This window comes from Nonomuraea sediminis, from assembly GCF_018531495.1.
Taxonomy (GTDB): domain Bacteria; phylum Actinomycetota; class Actinomycetes; order Streptosporangiales; family Streptosporangiaceae; genus Nonomuraea; species Nonomuraea sediminis.
Map to the genome: position 1 here is coordinate 1,251,784 of NZ_JAHDTI010000002.1, position 20,273 is coordinate 1,272,056.

General features: G+C 68.1%; 23 protein-coding genes and 1 tRNA gene. 15 read left to right on the top strand and 9 right to left on the bottom strand.

The genetic code is table 11. The annotated features are described in order from the left end of the window. Nucleotides 1-760: 760 nt before the first annotated feature. The 3 genes from KIK09_RS14060 to KIK09_RS14070 all read left to right on the top strand — a co-directional run bounded on the left by KIK09_RS14060 (nucleotide 761) and on the right by KIK09_RS14070 (nucleotide 3,448). On the top strand, nucleotides 761-1,180 hold the full coding sequence (locus tag KIK09_RS14060; protein WP_214319546.1) for a GntR family transcriptional regulator: 420 nt from the start codon (nucleotides 761-763) through the stop codon (nucleotides 1,178-1,180). Between the two features lie 62 nt (nucleotides 1,181-1,242). Next, the gene (locus KIK09_RS14065) at nucleotides 1,243-1,671 is read left to right on the top strand and encodes a tyrosine-type recombinase/integrase (protein WP_214319547.1); all 429 of its coding nucleotides are present in this window, start codon (nucleotides 1,243-1,245) and stop codon (nucleotides 1,669-1,671) included. A 655-nt stretch (nucleotides 1,672-2,326) separates the two neighbouring features. Beyond that, nucleotides 2,327-3,448: a hypothetical protein gene (locus tag KIK09_RS14070; RefSeq protein ID WP_214319548.1), complete on the top strand. Its 1,122-nt coding sequence runs from the start codon at nucleotides 2,327-2,329 to the stop codon at nucleotides 3,446-3,448. A 100-nt stretch (nucleotides 3,449-3,548) separates the two neighbouring features. Here KIK09_RS14070 and KIK09_RS14075 read toward each other — a convergent pair. Both KIK09_RS14075 and KIK09_RS14080 read right to left on the bottom strand, forming a co-directional pair. Further along, a tRNA-Pro gene (locus KIK09_RS14075) sits at nucleotides 3,549-3,622 on the bottom strand. A gap of 64 nt (nucleotides 3,623-3,686) precedes the next feature. Further along, a complete protein-coding gene (locus tag KIK09_RS14080; protein ID WP_308164077.1) occupies nucleotides 3,687-4,580 on the bottom strand; it encodes a metallophosphoesterase in 894 nt (297 codons plus the stop codon). An 81-nt stretch (nucleotides 4,581-4,661) separates the two neighbouring features. Here KIK09_RS14080 and KIK09_RS14085 point away from each other — a divergent pair, with 81 nt between their 5' ends. Further along, nucleotides 4,662-5,117, top strand: a complete 456-nt coding sequence (locus tag KIK09_RS14085; RefSeq protein WP_214319549.1) for a GatB/YqeY domain-containing protein — start codon at nucleotides 4,662-4,664, stop codon at nucleotides 5,115-5,117. Nucleotides 5,118-5,432: 315 nt separating this feature from the next. On the opposite strand, the gene KIK09_RS14090 is transcribed toward KIK09_RS14085, so the two are convergent. Beyond that, entirely contained in the window at nucleotides 5,433-7,631 is a 2,199-nt protein-coding gene (locus KIK09_RS14090; protein ID WP_308164084.1) for a transglycosylase domain-containing protein, read from the bottom strand. Between the two features lie 288 nt (nucleotides 7,632-7,919). Here KIK09_RS14090 and KIK09_RS14095 point away from each other — a divergent pair, with 288 nt between their 5' ends. Beyond that, nucleotides 7,920-8,216 (top strand): WhiB family transcriptional regulator, encoded by a 297-nt coding sequence (locus KIK09_RS14095; protein ID WP_148036282.1) that lies wholly within the window; start codon nucleotides 7,920-7,922, stop codon nucleotides 8,214-8,216. 44 nt (nucleotides 8,217-8,260) lie between these two features. Here the strand turns inward: KIK09_RS14095 and bagB are convergent, their stop codons facing one another. Further along, complete coding sequence (gene bagB / locus KIK09_RS14100) at nucleotides 8,261-9,391, bottom strand: ATPase BagB (protein ID WP_214319551.1); 1,131 nt, start codon at nucleotides 9,389-9,391, stop codon at nucleotides 8,261-8,263. After that, entirely contained in the window at nucleotides 9,388-10,389 is a 1,002-nt protein-coding gene (gene bagA, locus KIK09_RS14105) for an ATPase BagA (RefSeq protein ID WP_214319552.1), read from the bottom strand. The genes bagB and bagA overlap by 4 nt, the downstream gene beginning before the upstream one ends. Before the next feature lie 117 nt (nucleotides 10,390-10,506). On the opposite strand from bagA, the gene sp36 reads away from it, so the two are divergent. The 4 genes from sp36 to KIK09_RS14125 are packed head-to-tail and all read left to right on the top strand — an operon-like array spanning nucleotide 10,507 to nucleotide 12,760. Beyond that, nucleotides 10,507-10,662 carry a Sp36 family protein gene (gene sp36 / locus KIK09_RS14110; RefSeq protein ID WP_164904088.1) on the top strand — a complete coding sequence of 52 codons (156 nt, stop codon included), beginning with the start codon at nucleotides 10,507-10,509 and terminating at the stop codon, nucleotides 10,660-10,662. Further along, nucleotides 10,659-11,117 (top strand): RidA family protein, encoded by a 459-nt coding sequence (locus tag KIK09_RS14115; RefSeq protein ID WP_214319553.1) that lies wholly within the window; start codon nucleotides 10,659-10,661, stop codon nucleotides 11,115-11,117. The genes sp36 and KIK09_RS14115 overlap by 4 nt, the downstream gene beginning before the upstream one ends. A gap of 57 nt (nucleotides 11,118-11,174) precedes the next feature. Continuing rightward, on the top strand, nucleotides 11,175-11,966 hold the full coding sequence (locus tag KIK09_RS14120; protein WP_214319660.1) for an NUDIX hydrolase: 792 nt from the start codon (nucleotides 11,175-11,177) through the stop codon (nucleotides 11,964-11,966). After that, nucleotides 11,966-12,760: an MBL fold metallo-hydrolase gene (locus KIK09_RS14125; protein ID WP_214319554.1), complete on the top strand. Its 795-nt coding sequence runs from the start codon at nucleotides 11,966-11,968 to the stop codon at nucleotides 12,758-12,760. The genes KIK09_RS14120 and KIK09_RS14125 overlap by 1 nt, the downstream gene beginning before the upstream one ends. On the opposite strand, the gene KIK09_RS14130 is transcribed toward KIK09_RS14125, so the two are convergent. Then, on the bottom strand, nucleotides 12,757-13,437 hold the full coding sequence (locus KIK09_RS14130) for a Crp/Fnr family transcriptional regulator (protein WP_214319555.1): 681 nt from the start codon (nucleotides 13,435-13,437) through the stop codon (nucleotides 12,757-12,759). The two genes, KIK09_RS14125 and KIK09_RS14130, sit on opposite strands and share 4 nt — an antisense overlap. Nucleotides 13,438-13,662: 225 nt before the next feature. On the opposite strand from KIK09_RS14130, the gene KIK09_RS14135 reads away from it, so the two are divergent. From KIK09_RS14135 to KIK09_RS14155, 5 genes are all read left to right on the top strand, one after another. Beyond that, nucleotides 13,663-14,397 (top strand): FadR/GntR family transcriptional regulator, encoded by a 735-nt coding sequence (locus KIK09_RS14135; RefSeq protein WP_214319556.1) that lies wholly within the window; start codon nucleotides 13,663-13,665, stop codon nucleotides 14,395-14,397. Between the two features lie 103 nt (nucleotides 14,398-14,500). Next, nucleotides 14,501-15,721 (top strand): Na+/H+ antiporter NhaA, encoded by a 1,221-nt coding sequence (gene nhaA, locus KIK09_RS14140; RefSeq protein WP_214319557.1) that lies wholly within the window; start codon nucleotides 14,501-14,503, stop codon nucleotides 15,719-15,721. Between the two features lie 38 nt (nucleotides 15,722-15,759). Continuing rightward, entirely contained in the window at nucleotides 15,760-16,167 is a 408-nt protein-coding gene (locus KIK09_RS14145) for a phage holin family protein (RefSeq protein ID WP_214319558.1), read from the top strand. Continuing rightward, the gene (locus KIK09_RS14150; protein WP_214319559.1) at nucleotides 16,157-17,065 is read left to right on the top strand and encodes an alpha/beta fold hydrolase; all 909 of its coding nucleotides are present in this window, start codon (nucleotides 16,157-16,159) and stop codon (nucleotides 17,063-17,065) included. Before KIK09_RS14145 ends, KIK09_RS14150 begins: the two co-directional genes overlap by 11 nt. 10 nt (nucleotides 17,066-17,075) lie before the next feature. Beyond that, the gene (locus KIK09_RS14155) at nucleotides 17,076-17,519 is read left to right on the top strand and encodes a DUF309 domain-containing protein (RefSeq protein WP_214319560.1); all 444 of its coding nucleotides are present in this window, start codon (nucleotides 17,076-17,078) and stop codon (nucleotides 17,517-17,519) included. Here the strand turns inward: KIK09_RS14155 and KIK09_RS14160 are convergent. Beyond that, on the bottom strand, nucleotides 17,516-18,706 hold the full coding sequence (locus KIK09_RS14160) for a MarP family serine protease (RefSeq protein WP_214319561.1): 1,191 nt from the start codon (nucleotides 18,704-18,706) through the stop codon (nucleotides 17,516-17,518). The two genes, KIK09_RS14155 and KIK09_RS14160, sit on opposite strands and share 4 nt — an antisense overlap. 82 nt (nucleotides 18,707-18,788) lie before the next feature. Here KIK09_RS14160 and KIK09_RS14165 point away from each other — a divergent pair, with 82 nt between their 5' ends. Continuing rightward, nucleotides 18,789-19,295, top strand: coding sequence for a HEAT repeat domain-containing protein (locus tag KIK09_RS14165; RefSeq protein ID WP_214319562.1), 507 nt, complete (start codon nucleotides 18,789-18,791; stop codon nucleotides 19,293-19,295). On the opposite strand, the gene KIK09_RS14170 is transcribed toward KIK09_RS14165, so the two are convergent. Together KIK09_RS14170 and tnpA are read right to left on the bottom strand one after the other, a co-directional pair. Further along, on the bottom strand, nucleotides 19,272-19,919 hold the full coding sequence (locus tag KIK09_RS14170) for an NUDIX hydrolase (RefSeq protein ID WP_308164078.1): 648 nt from the start codon (nucleotides 19,917-19,919) through the stop codon (nucleotides 19,272-19,274). The two genes, KIK09_RS14165 and KIK09_RS14170, sit on opposite strands and share 24 nt — an antisense overlap. 157 nt (nucleotides 19,920-20,076) lie before the next feature. Continuing rightward, nucleotides 20,077-20,273, bottom strand: a 197-nt coding sequence (gene tnpA / locus KIK09_RS14175; RefSeq protein WP_214319563.1) for an IS200/IS605 family transposase, incomplete at its 5' end; no start/stop codon positions are given.

Consider the following 20,273-nt stretch of genomic DNA (forward strand, 5'->3'; position numbering starts at 1 on the left):
CCCTCCGAAGGATCTGCATTTGGGCTGCTCAATCCCCGTCCGGGGACAGTAGGGACGCCAGGGAACGGAACCACATCATCGAGGACCACGAGAAGCTGTTTCGCCAGGGCCTTCTCAAGCCTGCGGAACTCCTCAAAGGTGACCGTGACGCTGCGTTGGACATGGATAGCTTCTCCGGCCCTGGTCGGCGTAAAGAGGTCAGCCACTACGCCATAGGGCTCGATGTCGCCGACGGTGTAGACGGCTGCGCCCCGTCGTAGGCGTGGACATGCGGTCAGTGCACCAGGAATGCAGGGCAAGCACGTTGGAGGCGCGTTCGTGTAGCCCGCTGTCTCCGAACTCTCGTGTGGTTCATCGGCCAGCACCCACCACGTTCGGCCCGTCAACTGGTCTACGGCGGAGGCGCCACACACCTGACACAGCCGGTGGAGCATGCACCGTCGCTGCCTGAAGGTGTTCACCAGCTTCCACTCAGGCCGCCCGCACGCCGCTAACCCCTGGCGCGCCCATAGCACGCCGAACATCCAATCCTGGGGCTGCGGGTCTGAGTAGGCGAGCCGGAGACCAGCGGCTTCATCCGCCCAAGCGAACCCCAGGGGGTGCTCCATGAACTCCCCTGACCAAGCCGTGATGTACGGCACGCGGAACGTCGTTGGCATGGCGTGCTCCCATGTGGAGTCAGTCAACGTGAGCCCATCATTGCGCTATTACGTAATAGCGTAAAGGTGCAGGAGCGCTATAGCGACAGAATCATGGGACGGTGCAGATTGATCCGAACTCGTTCACGCCGCTCTACGTGCAGGTGGCAGACGTCCTGCGTGCCCAGATCGAGGAAGGGGAGCTTCGGCCTGGCGACAAGCTCAGGAACGAAGATGCCCTGGCCCACGAGTTCGGCACCGGCAAGGCGACCATCCGCCAGGCGTTGCGGCTGCTGCGCAGCGAAGGGCTCATTGATACTGAGAACCGGCGCGGAAGCACCGTGCGGACGCCGCCGGAGCTCACCGTGGTGAACCTGGAGAAACCGGCCAGGATCAAGGCCCGGATGCCGACGCTCAAGGAACGGACAGCCCTGGGCCTGCCCGAAGGCGAACCCGTTCTCGTGGTCACCTACACCGATGGCCGAACTGAGGTGCTTGCCCGATCAGAGATCGAGGCTGGTCCGGCGCCGAGCGATCAGTAATCGCCTGGGGGAGCTGGTGATCTACAGGAGTGCGTCCGCCAGCCGTATGGCGCTCTGTGAGAGTGGGCGGCGATACCAAGACCCGCAAGTCTCGGCGGACTCTGGCGCTCCCCAGGCGTTGCATGGAAGCTCTTCGAGATCAATGGGAACAGCAGCAGAGGGAACGGTCGGTCGCCGGGAAGAGCTGGAGAGAGAGCGGCCTTGTGTTCACAAGCAAGGTCGGGACGGGACTTGATCCCTCGGACGTTCGACGCGACTTCCGCAACGCCATCAGGGGCGCTGAGGGCATCGAACCGGACGACTGGACGCCGCGAGAGCTGCGGCACAGCTTCGTGTCTCTGCTCTCCGACAACGGCATTCCGCTAGAGGAGATCTCCCGTCTGGTCGGCCACAGCAGCACTACCGTGACCGAGGCCGTCTACAGGAAGCAGATCCGCCCAGTACTCCAAGAAGGCGCCGTTGTGATGGACCGCATCTTCCAAGGGGAGTAGCCACCCGGGGACGAGGCCCTGTGCGGAATTCCGGACGGGGCCTCGTTGCGTGTCGGTCGTGATCCCTAGGCGGGGGACGTGCTGCCGATTACACCAACAACCGCTAGGAGCGCTCGAAGGGACGCGAACATCTTGGACTTCAAGAGCTTGGAGACCATCTGCTTACCTCTCTTCCAGACGTCACGGAGTTCCGGCATCACGAGGAGACAGGCAGCAGCGACGATCTCCGCCCGCGGGAGTCCCGGACTCGAACCAAGACTTCCCCAGCCTAGGGATCACGAACAAGGTCATTTTAGACGGTCTCGGGTGTTGATGTCTGGCCAAGAACGTACGCTCAGCTGTGGCATCGGGGCAGGTCTCTATCTGGGTCCATCGCATCTTCGACCTGGATGGTCCAAGGGTCGTCGTGGAGAGCAGTTCGTAGTCTGAAACCCTGCGGGTACTCGTGAGGCGGGGGCATGCTGGCGGTGTGTCGACTGCAAGCGCCCCCATCTCTCGGATGTTGCGGCCTGTTTATCGCCCTTCGGCCAATGGAGAATTCGTCCTCTACGCTGGAGACTTGATCATCTTGGGTGGAGATCAAGGACCAGAAGAGCATGTGCTAGGTACTCTGCGCCTACGCCTAGATGATGCTGGGGCCAGATTTGATGCGAGTGTGTACGTTGATCGCAAGACCAGGATTCACATGCTCAATCTTCCTGAGTTTGCGCACGTGAAGCTCCCACCTGGCGCGGATCTAGCTCCTCCAGCTATCGCAGATGTTGCTCCTGGTGGCTTGCCAAACAAAGAGTGGCATTCCATCTCTATCAGCAGTTTGATCACGGGATCTCCCTCCGCCGTTCGCAGGTTGATCATCCACGTCATGAGTCAACTCACAGAGATTCCTTTCCCTGCCTGCAACACGGCCGTCGGAGTCCAAGGTCAACTGGTGTTTGGGCTTCCGAACTGGGACCTTCGCATGGCCCACGTCGAGGATGCTTCCGATTCAGGCCCGTCCTTCGTTATTGAGGCAGTACCCCAGAGCCCGTCTCCGACCGCGGAGATGATCGAGCTTCTAGAAGATCGGCTCTTCGACCTTCTCGGTCTGATCGCGGGAACCGAGCCAGGCATCGGTCCTGTAGTCGGCCTGGATGGGTCGGACGAAGTCGTCTGGGTGCATTGGGGTTCTCCCCGAACGGGGCGAGCTAGCTGGCGCTGGTGCCAGCCCGAGATCGTCGAATCTGCGCTCCCGGCATTGGCTCAGGGGGTATCTCAAATCGATCAGACCCCAACTCTGGAGAAGATCGTCAGCCGCGCAACCAGGTACGGGATGGCGGCCAACGCCAGTGGCGTGGTCCTGGATGTCAAGATTCCCGTTGCTTGCTCAGGACTCGAACTGCTGGCTTGGGGCGTACTCCAGCAACGCCAGTGGCTCGACACGGACTCGTTGGGCAAGCTCAACGCGGGTGCAGCTCTTAGGCTGCTCCTGCAAAGCGCAGGCATTCCTGTCGACTTGCCTACCGACTTCACCGCCCTAGCCAAGCGCAACAGGGAGTATCACCATGGGAAGGCAGGCGGCCCAGAGTTGATCTTTGCTGTGCGCAATGATCTCGTACATCCCTCAAAGAAATCTGCCAAGCTCGAATGGCCGACAGGTGGGGAGCTGTTCGAAGCATGGCGCCTGTCGATGTGGTACCTGGAGCTTGTGATCCTCCAACTGCTGGACTATCAAGGTGGTCATCTCTCCAGGCTTCCTAGGCGGGCATCCGCCATCGAGCCTGTGCCTTGGGCAGTTTGACCCAGCAGAGCTAAGCGCGTAGTCACGCAGTTAGTCACTCAGCAGACGAGTAAGGCCGCTTCCGATCTTCGGAAGCGGCCTTCTAGCTGGCGTAACTCTGTCGGGGTGGCGGGATTTGAACCCACGACCTCTTCGTCCCGAACGAAGCGCGCTGCCAAGCTGCGCTACACCCCGGTGCACGCCCTACTTGCGCGTGCTTGGGAAAGTCTAGCGGACTCCGGCAGTGCTTGTGACCGCCTCAACGCCTGGGGACAAGGGTCAGCAGGGACGCCTCCGGGTAGCAGGCGAAGCGGACGGGAGCGTAGGGCGAGGTGCCGAGGCCGGCGGAGACGTGGAGCCAGGCCGAGTCGTGGCGGTTCAGGCCCTTGACGCGGGCGCGGTCGAGGCCGCAGTTGGTGACGAGGGCGCCGTAGAAGGGGATGCACAGCTGCCCGCCGTGCGTGTGGCCGGCGAGCAGGAGCTGGTAGCCGTCGGCGGCGAAGCGGGTGAGGTTGCGCGGCTCGGGTGAGTGCATGACGCCCAGGCGGAGGTCCGCGTCGGCGGGAGCGGGGCCCGCGACGAGGTCGTAGCGGTCGCGGTCGATGTGGGAGTCGTGGATGCCCGCCACCGCGACGTCGAGGTCGCCGACCTTGACGTGGGCGGTGGTGTTGTTCATGTCGAGCCAGCCCTCGGCCGCCATGCCGGCGCCCAGCTCCTCCCACGGCAGCGTGGGCACGTGCTGACGCCGGTTGGTCTTGGACGTGCTGTACAGGTAGCGCACCGGGTTCTTGGGCCTGGGCGCGTACAGGTCGTTGGACCCGTACACGAACAGGCCGGGGCGCGACAGCAGCGGCTCGAGCGCGTGCAGCAGCGAGGGCACGGCGTCGGGGTGCGCGATGGAGTCGCCGGTGTTGACGACCAGGTCGGGCTCGAGCGCGCCGAGCGAGCGGACCCAGTTGATCAGCATGGTCCTGCGCGGCGTCAGGTGCAGGTCGGACAGGTGGAGGATGCGCACGGGGCGCTGCCCCCTGGCCAGCACGGGCACGTCGAATCGGCGCAGCCTGAAGGTGTTGCGCTCGATGACGGAGGCGTAGCCCAGCCCGGCCACGCCGAGACCGAGCAGGGACAAAGGCACAGCTACGGCTTTCCTCACGTACTCATGATGCCCGATGACACCCGAGATCCGGCCCGGGTCCGGCACAAGGGGGTCCGGTCAGGCGGCAAGATGGACCGCATGAGCGCATTGAAGGACAAGCTGAAGGCCGACCTGACGGTCTCGTTGAAGGCCAAGGACGAGGTCCGGCTCCGCACGATCCGCATGGCCCTGGCCGCGATCAACGTGGAGGAGGTCGCGGGCAAGGCGGCCAGGGAGCTGTCCGACGACGAGGTCGTCAAGGTGCTGACCAAGGAGGCCAAGAAGCGCCGCGAGGCGGCCGAGGCCTTCGGCAACGCGGGCCGCGCCGAGCAGGCCCAGGCCGAGCTCGACGAGCAGGCCGTCCTCGAGGAGTACCTGCCCGCCCAGCTGTCCGACGAGGAGCTCGGCAAGCTGGTGGACGAGGCCGTCGCCGAGACGGGCGCCTCGGGCCCGCAGGCCATGGGCCAGGTCATGAAGGCCGTCAACCCCAAGGTCACCGGCCGCGCAGAGGGCGGCCGCGTCGCCGCCGCCGTCCGCGCGCGCCTCTCGTCCTGAGCCGCCCGCGGGTGGTGGGCGGCATCAGGTAGGGCCGGATGTACGGCATGCCGCCCCTCCGCGCGCGCCCTCAGGTAGGGCCGGATGTACAGCAAGCCGCCCTACGCGCGCCCTCAGGCAGGGCTGGATGTACGGCAAGCCGCCCCTACGCGCACGCGCCGACGCCAGCCGGGCTCTGTCATGGCCGGTCGTGAGGGCTGACGGCTCCTCGCCGTAACGCGCGCTCGCTTGACCGCCTGGGTGGGAAAGCGATGCCCCGCCGTACGGAAAAGCGAAAGGCCTCCGCGTGGAAGCGCGGAGGCCTTTCGCGTCAGGTCAGTTGGCCGGGGTGATCGGCGTGGTGCCGCCGCGGCCGTGGCCGTGACCGTTGTTACCGTTGGGGTCGCCGTTGTTGCCGTTCGGGTCCAGGTTGAACGGGTCGAACGGGTCGGCGTTCGGGTCCTGCGGGTCCTTCTTCTTCGGCTGCTTGGGCGCGCAGTTGTCGCCGCAGCCGCCGAAGCGTGACCTGTCGACCTCCGTGAAGCTGGCGGGCTCGACGTCCTCCAGCGCCTTGAGCATCGCGGCCTTCCAGATCGGGCCGGGGATGGAGGCGCCGAAGACGCTGCCGTAGTAGCGCCCGCCGATGGTGACGCCGCGCAGCGGGTGCTTGTAGGCGCCGCGCGGGTCGCCGACGCTGACGGCCGAGGACAGGTTCGGCGTGTAGCCGGCGAACCAGGCGGTCATGTACTCGTCGGTGGTCCCGGTCTTGCCGGCGGCGTCGCGGCCGATGCCGCCCACGCCGCTCATGGTGCCCTTGGTGAACACGCCCTGCAGGATGCCGCTGACGGCGTCGGCGACCTCGGGCTCCAGGACCTCCGAGCACTTCGGCTTGTACTGGGTCACCTTGCCGTTCCTGTCGGTGACCTCGGTGATGGCCAGCGGCCTGCAGTACTGGCCGCGGGAGGCGAAGACCGCGTAGGAGTTGGCGACGGTGACGGGGTCGACCTCGTTGATGCCGAGGGTGAAGGTCTCGTACTCGCCGAGCTTCTGCCCGTCGGAGCGGTGGAGTCCGAGGCGCTTGGCCATCTTGACGACCTTGCACAGCCCGACCTTCTGCTCCAGGCGCATGAAGAAGGCGTTGACCGAGCCCCAGGTGCCGGTCTGCAGCGTCTTGAAGCCGCCCTCGCTCTCGCTGGAGTTGTTGATCGTGGCCGAGGGGTCGCCGACCCGGTCGCCCTTGCAGTTCCTGAAGTCGCCGTAGCTGCCGGCCTGGTAGGAGGAGGCGGGGAAGCCGTCGTTGTACTTGTAGCCCTCTTCCAGCGCCGTGGCCAGCGTGTACGCCTTCGCGGTCGAGCCCTGCTGGAAGCCGCCGCCTCCGCCGTGCGCGGCGTCGGCCACGACGTTGTAGCTGATCTCGTTGTCCTTCTTGTCGCGCCCGAAGGGACGCGAGGCCGCCATCGCCTTGATCTCACCGGTGCCGGGCACGATCATCGCCTGCGAGGCGACCTGCTTGTCGGACTTGAAGACGTACTTCTTGATCGCCTTCTCGGCCGCCTCCTGCATCTTCGGGTCGATCGTCGTCTTGATCGTCAGACCGCCGCGCTGCAGCAGGCGTAGCCGCTCCTTGGGCGTCTTGCCGAAGTCGTCGTTGTTGAGGATGTCGTTCTGGACGTAGAGGCAGAAGTAGGGGTACTTGCTGGCCTCGCACCCGCCGGCCACCTTGACGTCCTTGAACCCCAGCGGCTTGGCCTTGGCCGCCGCGGCGTCCTGCGGCGTGATCTTGCCGAGCTGGGCCATCCTGTCCAGCACGACGTTGCGCCTGGCCAGCAGCAGCGCCCTGGACTGCTTGCTGACGTTGGGGTCGGTCCTGTTGGGGTTCTGTACGGCTCCCGCCAGCGTGGCCGCCTGGGCCAGGTCCAGGTCGGCGGCCGACTTGCCGAAGAAGCGTTTGGCCGCGGCCTGGACGCCGTGCGCGCCGGCGCCGAAGTAGGCGATGTTGAAGTACTTCTCCAGGATCTGGTCCTTGGAGTACTTCTTGTCGATCGCCATGGCGTAGCGCAGCTCGTTGAGCTTGCGGGAGAGCGTGGGGGCGATGGCCGCCGCCTGCTCCTCCGGGGTCTCGGCCGCGTTGAGCAGCACCTGCTTGACGTACTGCTGGGTGATCGAGGAACCACCCTGGACCACGCCGCCGCCGGTGAAGTTCTTCAGCAGGGCGCGAGCCGTACCCTCGACATCGATCGGGCCGTGCTGGTAGTAACGGAAGTCCTCGATCGAGATCAGCGCCGTGCGCATGATCGGGGCGACTTTGTCCAGCGTCACCGACTGGCGGTTCTCGTAGTAGAACTCGGCGATCTTCTTGCCGCCGGCGTCGACCAATTTGGTGCGCTCGGGCAGCGGAGGCTCGTTGAGGTCCTCGGGCTTGAGATTGAGTTCCTGCATGCCCGACTTGGCCGCCACTCCGGCGCCGCCAACGGCAGGCAGGGCAATGGCCGCAGTCAGGACGCCCGCGGCCGCGCCGGCGGCGATGAGCCGCACGACGTTCAAGACGGGGGAGGAACGATCTTTGCCCTGAGCTTGCACAGACCCTAGGGTACGCGGAAAGAGTGGTGTTATCGGTAACCGAACCCCATTTCGCCTTGACTGACGGGGGTGACTAGTCATTCCCGGTCAACACTGGGGCGAGAAATTGGTCCTCTGGGGTCTGTCGGCCCGAACGTGTAGTTGCGTACGTTCTCCTCTGCGGCAACTGAATACGGAGGCTCGGCGCCCGCGCCCGTCGGCCCCAAATGACGACTGACCACCTAAGGGGAGTGGGGTCGAAAAATGTGGATCACGGATTGGACCTCCCGTGCCGCCTGTCGAGGTGCGGACCCGGACGCTCTGTTCGTCCAGGGCGCCGCACAGAACAGGGCGAAGCTGATCTGCCGAGGATGCCCGGTCCGTACCGAATGCCTCGCTGATGCGTTGGACAACCGCATCGAGTTCGGGGTGTGGGGCGGTATGACGGAACGGGAGCGACGGGCCCTGCTGAGGCGGCGGCCTGACGTGGACTCGTGGCGTGAGCTGCTCGAGTCCGCCAAGGAAGAGTACGAACGGACCAACGAGCTGATCGCGGGCTGACCAGCCTGGAAAACGCGGCCGGGGAGAGCACCCCGGCCGCGTTTTCATGCTCCGGCGGCCAGCAGGTCGCCGATCTCGCGCAGCCCCTCCAGGTCGTGCACGTCGCCCGGCATCGCCTTGACCTGGGCGACCGGCACGGTGGGGTGGGCGGAGACGAAGTGCTCCTGCTCGCGTGACTCCCGCGCCGCCAGTTGCATCCGGCCGGTGTGCAGGCGCAGCACGGCCGAGGTGAGCTCGTGCTCGCCGCGCGACTCCAGGTCCTCGGCGGCCGCTGCGCTGCGGGCCGCCGACAGTTTGGTCGCGGGTGACAGGTGCACCCGGTTGACCACCAGGCCGGCCAGCGGCATGCGCTCCTCGGCCAGGCGCTCGACGAAGTAGGACGCCTCACGCATCGCGTCCCGCTCGGGCGCCGCGACCACCACGAACGCCGTGCCCGGCGCCTGCAGCAGCTTGTAGGTCATCTCGGCGCGCTGCCTGAACCCACCGAAGACCGCGTCGAGCGCGGAGACGAACGTCTGCAGGTCCTTGATGACCTGGGCGCCGAGCAGCTTGGTCATGGCGCCGGCCACCAGTCCGAAACCCACGTTCAGTAACTTGAACGCGCTGCGTCCCCCGGCCTTGGCCGGGGCGGTCAGCAGGCGGATGAAGCGCCCGTCCAGGAAGCGGCCGAGCCGCTCGGGCGCGTCGAGGAAGTCCAGCGCCGAGCGGGAGGGTGGGGTGTCGACGATGATCAGGTCCCACTCGTCGGAGCGGCGCAGCTGGCCCAGCTTCTCCATGGCCATGTACTCCTGCGTGCCCGCGAAGCTGGACGACAGCGACTGGTAGAAGGGGTTCGACAGGATCTGCCTGGCCCGCTCGGGGTCGGCGTGGGCCTCGATGATCTCGTCGAAGGTCCGCTTCATGTCGAGCATCATGGCGAACAGCTGCCCGCCGTTCTCGCTCTCCACGACCAGGCGCGGGGTGTTGTCGAGCTCTGTCAGCCCCATCGACTGCGCCAGGCGCCGCGCGGGGTCGACGGTCAGCACGACCGCGCACCTGCCGCGCTCGGCGGCGCGCAGGCCCAGCGCGGCCGCCGTGGTGGTCTTGCCGACGCCGCCGGCGCCGCAGCAGACCACGATCCGGGTGCCCTTGTCGTCCAGGATCGCGTCGATGTCGAGGACCGGGGGCTTCTTCACGCTGCTCCTTGGGTGCGCATGCTCTCGGCCAGCTCGTACAGCCCGGCCAGGTCGACCCCGTCGGCCAGCAGCTGCAGGTCGTAGCTCGGCAGGTTCGCCGTGGTCAGCGACCGGCGCTCGTCCTGCTCGAGCTCTGTACGGCGGGCGTGCTCGGCGACCTCCGCCGACAGGGCCTCGGCGATGGCCGTCGCGTCGTGGCCGTCGGCCAGGCCCGCCGCCTTGAGCCCGAGGGCGAGCTCCCCGACGTCGAATCGGCCTTTGACAGCCGTGTCAAGAGCAGATTGAGGAAGCAGTGAATCGCGCACCATATTGATGAATATCCCGCCGGGCGGCAGCCCCGCCGAACGCAATTCGGTGAGCCCGTCGAGCGTCTCCTGGACGGGCATCTCTTCGAGCAGCGTGACGAAGTGCACGGCCGTTTCCGGGGATTTCACGACCTTGCTGACCAGGTCGGAGTGGTTCTTGATCGGGCCCACCTTCGCCAGCCCCGCCACCTCCTGGGTGACGTTGAGGAAACGCGTGATGCGGCCCGTCGGCGGCGCGTCGAGCACCACGGCGTCGTAGACGCGCTTGCCGTTCTTGGCGCGCCTGCGCACGGCCTCGGTGGTCTTGCCGGTGACCAGCACGTCGCGGAATCCGGGCGCGACGGTGGTGGCGAAGTCGACGATGCCCATCTTGGTCAGCGCGCGGCCCGCGCGGCGCATGCCGTAGAACATCTCCATGTACTCGAGCATGGCCTCTTCGGGATCGACGGCCAGCGCGTAGACGTCGCCGCCAGAAGGGGCCACCGCGATCTTGCGCTCCTCGTAGGGGAGTGGTGGCAGGTCGAAGATCTGGGCGATGCCCTGCCTGCCCTCGACCTCCACGAGCAGTACCTTGCGGCCACCGGACGCCAGGGCCAGGGCGAGTGCTGCGGCGACGGTGGTCTTGCCGGTGCCGCCCTTGCCGGTGACGACGTGCAGCCGCACGCCGTCCCAATCCGTGTCGCGGGACTCCACTCCTGAAGGCTACCGAACGGTCATTTGCCGAAACGTCCGTGCAGGCCTTTGAGATTGGTCACAGTCACGCCGTGCCTGGTGGTTCGCTCGCGAAGCTGCCTCACTAGGCTGACCCGCATGAAGAAATGGGAGTACCTCACGGCTCCGGTGTTGATCCACAACACCAAGATGATCCTGGACAACTTCGGTTCCGACGGCTGGGAACTGGTGCAGATCCTCCAGGGCGCCAGCCCCGAGCAGCTCGTCGCCTACTTCAAGAGGGAGAAGCAGTGACTCCGGAGGAGAAGATCGCCGAGCTCGGGCTGACGCTGCCCGAGGTCGTGCCGCCGCTGGCCGCCTACGTTCCCGCCGTGCAGACCGGCACTCTCGTCTACACCTCCGGCCAGGTGCCGATGGTCGAAGGGAAGCTGGCCGGGTTGGGCAAGGTCGGCGCCGACGTCACGCCCGAGGACGCGCAGGGCCACGCCCGCATCTGCGCCCTCAACGCCATCGCCGCGCTGAAGTCCCAGGTGGGCGAGCTGTCGCGGGTCAACAGGATCGTCAAGGTCGTGGTGTTCGTGGCCAGCGCGCCGGACTTCACGGGCCAGCCGGGCGTCGGCAACGGCGCCAGCGAGCTGCTGCGCGACGTGTTCGGAGACAAGGGCGTGCACGCGCGCAGCGCGGTAGGCGTCGCGGCGCTGCCGCTGGACGCTTCCGTCGAAGTGGAGCTGATCGCAGAAGTCAGCTGATACCCGGATATGTCACCATGACCGAGTGATGTTCTAGAAGGAGGTCTGGTGTCCGGAATCGTGCTGCCGCAAGAACTAGCCGATCGAGCCAGGGAGATCAACGCGGGCCGCCTGGAGCCGGTCACGGCGCGCGATGCCGCCACGGTGGTGATCCTGCGTCCCGGACCCGAGGTCTACCTGCTCAGGCGCAAGACCACGATGGCCTTCGCCGCCGGGGCCTACGTCTTCCCCGGCGGCTCGGTGGACCCGCGTGACACCGATCAAGCGGTCGCCTGGGCCGGCCCCACTCCCGCGCAGTGGGGCGAGGCCTTCGCCGCGGACGAGGGTACGGCGCGCGGCCTGGTGTGCGCCGCCGTACGGGAGACCTTCGAGGAGTCCGGCGTGCTGCTGGCAGGGCCGGGGCCGGATTCCGTGGTCGAGGACACCACCGGCGACGACTGGGAGGCCGACCGGCTCGCCCTGATCGACCGGAGTCTGGCCTTCGCCGACTTCCTGGCCAAGCGCGGGCTGGTGCTCCGCTCGGACCTGCTGAAGCCGTGGGCCCACTGGATCACGCCGGAGATCGAGACCCGCCGGTTCGACACCCGATTCTTCGTCGCGGTGCTGCCCGCCGGGCAGCGCACCAGGGACGTGGGAGGCGAGGCCGACAAGGTAGCGTGGCAGCGCCCGGCCGAGGCGATCGAGCTGGCCCACGAGGGGAAGATCTTCCTGATGCCTCCCACCTACCACACGCTCAGCGAGCTGGCCGCCCACGACAGCGTGGAGTCGGTGCTGGCGGCCGAGCGCGAGATCGTCACCATCCTCCCCAAGGCCGTCGAGGTCGACGGCGAGATGCGGCTGATGACCTGATGAGCGGCCTGCACATCCCCATCGGCTCGCCCGACGGCTCCCGCACCGACCACGCCGAGAACCTGCTGGCGCCCAACCCGTCGCTGATGACGCTGGACGGCACCAACACCTGGATCCTCGGCACCCGCGACGCCGTCGTCGTCGACCCCGGCCCCGAGGACGAGGCCCACCTGCGCCGCGTCGCCGATCATCTCCAGGGCCGCAGGGTCACCGAGATCCTGCTCACCCACGGCCACGTCGACCACAGCGGCGGCGCCAGGCGCTTCGCCGAGCTCGTCGGCGCCCCGGTCCGTGCCCTGGACCCCAAGCACCGCCTGGGCAGCGAGGGGCTCTCCGACGGCGACGTGGTGACCGTCGACGACCTGGAGATCAGGGTGTACGGCACGCCGGGCCACTCCTTCGACTCCCTGTGCTTCTGGCTGCCGAGGGACCGGGCGATGCTCACGGGCGACACGGTCCTGGGCCGCGGCACCACGGTCATCGCCGGCGACGGCGGCCTGGCCGACTACCTGCGCAGCCTGGACCTCCTCAGGAAGGTCGCCGAGGAACTGGAGGCTCAGGCGCTCCTGCCGGGACACGGCCCGGTGCTGCCCGACCCGATCGGCGCGCTCGACGGCTACATCGCGCACCGCCGCGAGCGCCTCGACCAGATCAGGGCGGCCCGGGCACAGGGCGCCAGGACGCCCGGCGAGATCGTCGAGATCGTCTACGCCGACGTCGACAGGTCGCTGTGGCCGGCCGCCGAGATGTCGGTCCGGGCACAGCTGGACTACCTGGGGGGTGTGGACCGCTAACGCGAGCGGTTGTACAGGCGGTCCATGTCGAGAATCACCACGGCCTTGGCCTCGATGCGGAGCCAGCCACGCTGGGCGAAGTCGGCCAGCGCCTTGTTGACGGTCTCGCGGGAGGCGCCGACGAGCTGGGCGAGCTCCTCCTGCGTGAGGTCGTGGTGGACGCGCAGCCCTTCCTCGGTCTTGGTGCCGAAGCGGTCGGCCAGGTCGAGCAGCTGCTTGGCCACCCGGCCGGGCACGTCGGTGAAGACCAGGTCGGCCAGCACGTCGTTGGTGCGCCGGAGCCGCTGGGCGAGCGCGCGCAGCAGGTGGAGCGCCACCTCGGGCCGCCCGGTCAGCCAGGGACGCAGGTCGTCGTGGCCGAGCCCGGCCAGCCGTACGTCCGTGAGCGCCGTCGCCGAGGCGGTGCGCGGTCTGGGGTCGAACAGGGACAGCTCGCCGAACATCTCGCTCGGGCCGAGAACGCTCAGCAGGTTCTCGCGGCCGTCGGGAGACTGGCGGGAGAGCTTGATCTTGCCCTCGAGCACGACGTAGAGGCGGTCGCCCGTCTCGTTCTCATGGAAGAGAGTCTGCCCCTTGGAGAGCTGGACCTCGGTGATGCTCGTGCGCAGCGCCGCGGCGCTCTCACGGTCGAGCGCGGCGAACAGGGGGGCCTTGCCCAGCACGTCTTCGGTGTTCACTCTGCCTCCTCTGCTGCCATTGTGACTCACCCCACTCCGGGCGGCACACCTAGGTGGGGGATTTGAGCGAAGCCACGCTCCATCGGCGAAGTTTACGGACAAAACCCCCAGGTTAGCGAAATATCGTATTAGCCATGATGATTATGGTGATACGAGGGATGGGCTGCGCCATCGGGTGAGACGTGCGAGGGTAATTGTCATAATCATTTAGCGATGGGAGGTGCGATGGCAGCGGAGAACGGCGCCGGTGAGCCGCCCGCGCCGCGACGGCGCGACGGCGACCGGGCGGGCCTGCTGTCGCGGGCGGAGATGGCGGCCGACCAGATCGCGGCGCTCGCGGCCAGAGCGGAGCCGGGCTCCCGGCTGGGCACCAAGGAGGAGCTGCGCGGACGCTGCGGCGTCTCGGTCGGCACGTTCAACGAGACCCTGCGCCTGCTGCAGGCCCGCGGGCTGGTCACCGTGCGGCCAGGGCCGGGCGGCGGGCTGTTCGCCGCCGAGCAGACGCCGATGGTCCGGCTCGGCCACTCGATGCTGGCGCTGGACTCGCAGGTGTCGGACGTCGCCGAGGCCGCCCGCATCCGCGACGCGCTCGACCCGCTGCTGGTGGAGGACGCGCTGTGGCACGCCTCCCCGGCCGACATCGCCGAGCTGCGCGCCCGGCTGGCCGACATGCGGACCGCGGTGCGCGCCGAGGACCCCGACGCCTTCATCCGCGCCAACTGGAAGCTGCACGCGGCCATCGCCGAGATCAGCCCCAACTCGCTGCTGCGATCGCTGTACGTCACGCTGCTCGACCTGATCGAGTCGCACACGCTGTCGGTCCTGCCCGACGGGGAGATGCCGCTGATGCCCTACATGGCCGAGCGCTACGAGCTCCACGCGGCGCTGGTCGAGGCGCTGGACACGCGCGACCGCGAGGAGTCGCTGCGGCTGGTCCGCCTGCACAACACCACCGGATAGCCGTCAAGACGCGTATCGATAGGGTGGTAGCGGGTGTGCCGGGAAGACGGGTCGGCGTGTTGGGGGGACCGTCCCTCTGATTCCAGCCGCCAAGGGGGATCCCGTGCGCCGAGCCACCGAGAAGTGGCCATTCAGGCCTACCGTCCGCTATGCCCGCACGCTCGCGGAGGCCCTCAGGACGGAGACGATCGGTGGCATCGTCATGCTGGCCGCCACCGTGGCGGCACTGATCTGGGCGAACGTCTCGATCGAGAGCTACACCGCGCTGCAGGAGACCGTGGTCGGCCCGCACGCCCTGCACCTGGACCTCGAGCTGTACCGGTGGGCGCAGAACGGCCTGCTCACGATCTTCTTCTTCGTGGCGGGGCTGGAGGTCAAGGAGGAGTTCGTCCACGGCGAGCTGGCCAACCTGCGCAAGGCCGCGCTGCCGATCATCGCCGCGATCGCCGGGATGGTGGTGCCCGCGATCGTCTACCTGCTGGTGACCGCGGGCACGCCGGGGGTCGCACACGGCTGGGCGATCCCGACGGCCACCGACATCGCCTTCGCGCTGGCCGTGCTCGCGGTGACCGCGAGCGCGATGCCGGCCTCGCTGCGGGCGTTCCTGCTCACCTGCGCGGTCGTGGACGACCTGGGCGCGATCACGATCATCGCGCTGTTCTACTCCGAGGAGCTGAACCCGCTGATGCTCCTCATCGGGGTCGCGCTGATCGCGATCTACGGGTTCCTGCAGCACAAGCGGGTCAAGGGGCTGTGGATCTACCTGCCGCTGGCCGTGGCCTCCTGGTACTTCGTCGAGGTCAGCGGCGTGCACGCCACCGTGGCCGGAGTGGCGCTCGGCCTGCTGACCCGCGTGTCGACCGACGAGGGCGAGGACAGGTCCCCCGCCGAGGCCGCGGACCACTACATCAGGCCGATCTCGGCCGGCGTGGCCGTGCCGGTCTTCGCGTTCCTGTCGGCCGGGGTCGCGCTGAACGCCTCCAGCTTCGGCATGATGTTCGGAGATCGGGTAGTAATCGGGGTGATGGCCGGGCTGGTGATCGGCAAGTTCGTCGGCGTCTTCGGCGGGGCATGGCTGTCGGTACGGCTGGGCCTGGCCCGGCTGGCGGAGGAACTGCACTGGCGGGACATGGCGGCGGTGTCACTGCTGGCAGGGATCGGGTTCACCGTGTCGCTGCTGATCGGCGACCTGGCCTTCGGTGACGACCCGGCGCGGACCGACGGTGTGACCCTGGGTATCCTCGCGGCCAGCCTCATCGCTTCGGTTCTGGCGGCGGTGCTCCTTCACATACGGGTGCGCAACAGAACCCGTGGAGCTGGATGATGTTTGACAGGGGCACGGCGCCCCGATAGGAGACGTGCATGTCCCAGACTCCCGAAGAGGAAGAAACCCTGGGCTCGCTGGTCGCCCAGGCGAGCAACCAGATCTCGACGCTGGTCCGCTCCGAGATCGAGCTGGCCAAGGCCGAGCTCAGGTTCGACGCCAAGCGGGTCGGCACCGCCTCCGGCCTGTTCGCCGCCGCCGCGTTCATGGCGCACCTGTGCCTGATCCTGGCCTCGTTCACCATCGCGTACGCCCTCACCCTGATCCTGCCCGCCTGGCTGTCCTTCCTGATCGTGACGGTGTTCTACCTGCTGGTGGCCGCTCTCCTGGTGTTCATCGGGGTCAGGCGGCTCAAGGGGCTTTCCGGGATGAAGCGGACAGGCCGCTCGCTCAAGGAGCTCAAGGAGATAGCCGAACCCGAGCCGGTGAAACTCGATGGCACCTGACGAGACCGTCGTCCAGATCCAAGGCCCCTGGACCCACCGGGCCGTGCACGCCGGCGGCACCCGCTTCCACGTCGTCGAGGCGGGCGAGGGGCCGCTGGTCCTGCTGCTGCACGGCTTCCCCCAGTTCTGGTGGACCTGGCGCCACCAGCTCGCCTCGCTGGCCGCCGCCGGATACCGCGCGGTCGCGGTCGACCTGCGCGGCTACGGCGGCAGCGACAAGACCCCCCGCGGCTACGACCTGCCCACCCTGGCGGGCGACGCGACAGGGCTGATCCGGGCGCTGGGCGAGACCGGCGCCATCGTGGTCGGCCACGACTGGGGCGGGCTGCTGGCCTGGACGATGGCCGTCATGGACGCCAAGAGCGTGCGCCGCCTGGTCACCGTGTCCGCCCCGCACCCGCTGCGGCTGCGCGCCTCGCTACTGCGCCTCGGCCAGTTCAGCAGGTACGCCCTGGGCTTCCAGCTGCCGTTCCTGCCCGAGCGCAGGCTCGTTCGCAAGGACGCCGCGCTGGTCGGCGCCCTGCTCGAGCAGTGGTCGGGCCCGGGCCGGCCGGACCAGGAGACCGCGCTGACCTACCGGGAGGCGTTCAGCATCCCCGAGGTCGCCCACTGCGCGCTTGAGTACCACCGCTGGTTCGGCCGCTCGCAGTTGCGGCCCGACGGGCTGCGCTACGCCAGGGCCATGCGTACCGAGATCGAGGCGCCCACGTTGCAGCTGCACGGCGCGCTCGACCGGTGCATCCTGCCCCGCACCGCGCAGGGTTCGAGCCGCTACGTGGCCGCGCCGTACCGCTGGCGGCTGATCGAGGGCGCGGGCCACTTCCCGCACGAGGAGACCCCCGAGGCCTTCGACGCCGAGCTGCTCGGCTGGCTGGCCGATCCCGAGCCGGACAGATAGGGCCCGACCGATGAGAGACCGCGATTCAGAAGGCAGGCCGCGCAACGCCCGGCCGCGCGACGCCTACGGCAGGCCCATGCCGTACGGCGCGACCGGGGTCCCGCGCGTCCCCGACGACTACGCGCCCACCACCGAGCAGGCGCTCGCCGACGGGCGCCGGTTCCTGCGCGACGGCATGCCGTTCAACGCCCATGAGGTCTTCGAGGGCCGCTGGAAGTGCGCGCCCGCACCCGAGCGCGAGCTGTGGCAGGGCCTGGCGCAGATCTGCGTCGGCCTCACCCACCTGCAGCGCGGCAACGGCCGCGGCGCGCTGACCCTCTTCAACCGCGGCACCGCCAGAGTCCAGTCGTACGGCGAGCCCTACGACGAGGTGGGCCGCATCGCCTCAGGGTTCGACGCCGACACCGATGCCGAAGAGGCGATCGACGCCGTGCTCGCCGCCCTGCCGAGCTAGTCGCAGTCCTGGGTGCCGGCGGGCGTGGTGTCGTTGCGGCCCTGGTCGGCGTCGGGCTTGACCTCGTCGGCCGTCAGCACGTAGCCGGTGTCCTCCTGGCTGATCGCGGCGGCGAAGATCACGCCGAAGACGCGACCGTCGACGGTCAGCAGCGGGCCGCCCGAGTTGCCAGGAAGCACCTTGCCGCGGATGGCGTAGACCTCGCGCGTGACGTTGGAACTGCGGTAGATGTCGGGCCCCTCGGCCGGCTGCTTGCTCCTGATCCTGGCCGGCTCGGCGGTGAAACCCTGCCCCTTGGGGAAGCCGGCGATGATCGCGTTCTGCCCGGTCTTGCCGGCGCTGTCGAAGCTCAGCTGCGGCAGGTTCAGCCCGGGCACGTAGAGGATCGCGATGTCGCGCTGCGGGTTGTAGCGCACGACCGTGGCCGGGTGGCGGTTGTTCTGGTAGTCGATGACCTGCAGCTCGCGGGTGACGCCGGCGACCACGTGCGCGTTGGTCATGATCCGGTCGCCCGCGTAGACGAAGCCGGTGCCCTCGATGTGCTTGTTGCAGCTCTCGGCGTTGCCCGACACCTTCACGATGGCCTTCTGGGCGCGGCCGAGCCTGGCGCCCTGCAGGATGCTGCGCGCGGGCGGCGGCACGTCGACCAGCTGGCCCGAACCGATCGCGTCGAAGACCGGCGGGAACTCCGAGCGGTCGATGAACTTCTTGAACGGCTGCTGCCAGTTGCGCGCCGACTGCGGGATCGCGTCGTCGACGGTGGTCAGCAGCAGCGAGTCCTTGACCTGCTGCACCAGCGGCGCGAACGAGGTCGACACGATCAGCGACCCGATCAGCCAGCCGATCACCAGCACCGACAGCGCGCTGGCGAACGTACCGCCGACCGCGTCGGCCATCTTGGCGGGCTCCCAGGTGACGTGGCTGCGCACGACGGCGCCGATGGTGGAGGAGGCGAACTGGCCGATCGTTGCGGCCAGGAACACGATGACGATCGCGAGCAGCGCCTGCGGCGTGTCCTCGTCCACGACGGCCTTGGCGATGGGCGGCGCGATGAAGACGCCGAGTACGGCCCCGCCGACGAAGCCCACGAAGCTCATGGCGCCGATGATGAAGCCCTGCCGGTAGCCAGAGATGCCGAAGGCGATCACGAGGCCGATCAAGATGAGGTCAAGCAGATCACCGCGCACGCTTCAAAGGTATCCAGCGATCCGGTCAAGCGTGCACGTCTTCGGCCAGGACGGCGTCACCGGCCCGGCTACGGTGGGCGCCATGCCGCCCATTGGAGATCTCATCCAGGCAGCGCTAGGCGACACCGATCCTGACGGGCCGGTGCGCTGGCACGTGATCTCCGTTCTGCAGGAGCGGGCGGACCTTGAGGCTTTCACCGAGGCCCGCCGCCTGTGCGGGGCGCAGACGGTGGCCGAGCGGCTGCTGGGCGTCGACATCATGGGCAGGCTGGAGCCGTTCAAGCACAGGACGCTGCCGATCCTGCGCTACCTGGCCGCCAGCGAGAGCGACGCCATGGTGCTCTACTCGGTGCTGATCGCCTTCGGCCACCTGGCCGACCAAGGCGCGCTGCCCTCGGTGATGGAGCTGGCCTGCCACCCCGACGCGCGGGTCAGGTACGGCGCGGCCTACGCCCTGCAGCACGTGCTCGGGGACCCGCCCGATCCCGCCGGGCTCGACGCGCTGCGCCTGCTGGCGGCCGACCCGGACGACGACGTGGCCGGCTGGGCCTCGCTCGGCGTCGCCCTAGCCACGAGCCGCAAGATTTAGCATGTCGGGCGGCATGTCCTCCACCCTGCTCGAATCCCACGGCTTGGCCAGGTCACCGGCATGCAGCACGGTGTCGAGCACCATCGCGGTGAACCCCCACACCAGCATCCCGCGCACCCGGAAGGCGGGCCCGGCGAATCCGCGCGGGTGGCGCAGCTTGAAGCGGTTGGCGGGATCGACCAGTTCGGCGATCGGCACCCGCTCGACCGACTCGACCTCGTGCGGCGAGGCGGCGTGCACGGCGGACGGCTCGTGCCACCACCCGATCACCGGCGTGACCCGGTTCTCGCTGCGCCAGATGTAGAGCTCGCGCATCTCGCACAGGACCGTCACACCCGCCGGGTCGAGCCCGGTCTCCTCCTCGGCCTCCCGCAGCGCCGCGCCCACGGGCCCGCCGTCGTCGGGATCGACGCCGCCGCCGGGGAACGCGGGCTGGCCCGCGTGCTTGCGCCCGCGCGAGCTGCGCTGGATGAGCAGCACGTCGGGCCCGAGCGGCCCCTCGCCGAACAGCATCAGCACCGCCGCCACACGCCCGCCGTCGGCGGGCGGCCGCATCCCCATGGGGACGGGCAACTGCACGGCTCGCGCGGACAGTCGGTCGAGCCAGTCGGGCACCTCTATCACGCATCCTCCAACACGCCGACGGCCCGTGGACTTCCCGCGATCTACGAGAATGTGGGCCAGTGCTCCGGCGTTACGCCGGGGGTGAAGGCCCACGTGGGAGTGCCCGCTAGGGCGCGAGCGTGCCCTGACCTTTCAGGTTTGTCGGCAGCAGTTTCACTCACACAGGTCGTTTCTGCTGCTCGATGTACTGCTTGAGCACGGTGAGCGGCGCCCCGCCGACCGACCCAGCGAAGTAGGAACCAGACCAGAAATGTCCGCCCCAGAGGTATTTGCCTACGTGTGCGCTGTATTCCTTACGAAGCATCCGAGCCGAAACCCCCTTGAGCGAGTTGACGAGTTTGGACAGGGCGACCT

What these genes read in the sequence shown, in the direction of transcription:
- KIK09_RS14085 (WP_214319549.1), top strand. Translation starts at nt 4,662, where the DNA reads ATGAGCGCATTGAAGGACAAGCTGAAGGCCGACCTGACGGTCTCGTTG.
- KIK09_RS14095 (WP_148036282.1), top strand. Translation starts at nt 7,920, where the DNA reads ATGTGGATCACGGATTGGACCTCCCGTGCCGCCTGTCGAGGTGCGGAC.
- sp36 (WP_164904088.1), top strand. Translation starts at nt 10,507, where the DNA reads ATGAAGAAATGGGAGTACCTCACGGCTCCGGTGTTGATCCACAACACC.
- KIK09_RS14125 (WP_214319554.1), top strand. Translation starts at nt 11,966, where the DNA reads ATGAGCGGCCTGCACATCCCCATCGGCTCGCCCGACGGCTCCCGCACC.
- KIK09_RS14135 (WP_214319556.1), top strand. Translation starts at nt 13,663, where the DNA reads ATGGCAGCGGAGAACGGCGCCGGTGAGCCGCCCGCGCCGCGACGGCGC.
- KIK09_RS14145 (WP_214319558.1), top strand. Translation starts at nt 15,760, where the DNA reads ATGTCCCAGACTCCCGAAGAGGAAGAAACCCTGGGCTCGCTGGTCGCC.
- KIK09_RS14150 (WP_214319559.1), top strand. Translation starts at nt 16,157, where the DNA reads ATGGCACCTGACGAGACCGTCGTCCAGATCCAAGGCCCCTGGACCCAC.
- KIK09_RS14155 (WP_214319560.1), top strand. Translation starts at nt 17,076, where the DNA reads ATGAGAGACCGCGATTCAGAAGGCAGGCCGCGCAACGCCCGGCCGCGC.
- KIK09_RS14165 (WP_214319562.1), top strand. Translation starts at nt 18,789, where the DNA reads ATGCCGCCCATTGGAGATCTCATCCAGGCAGCGCTAGGCGACACCGAT.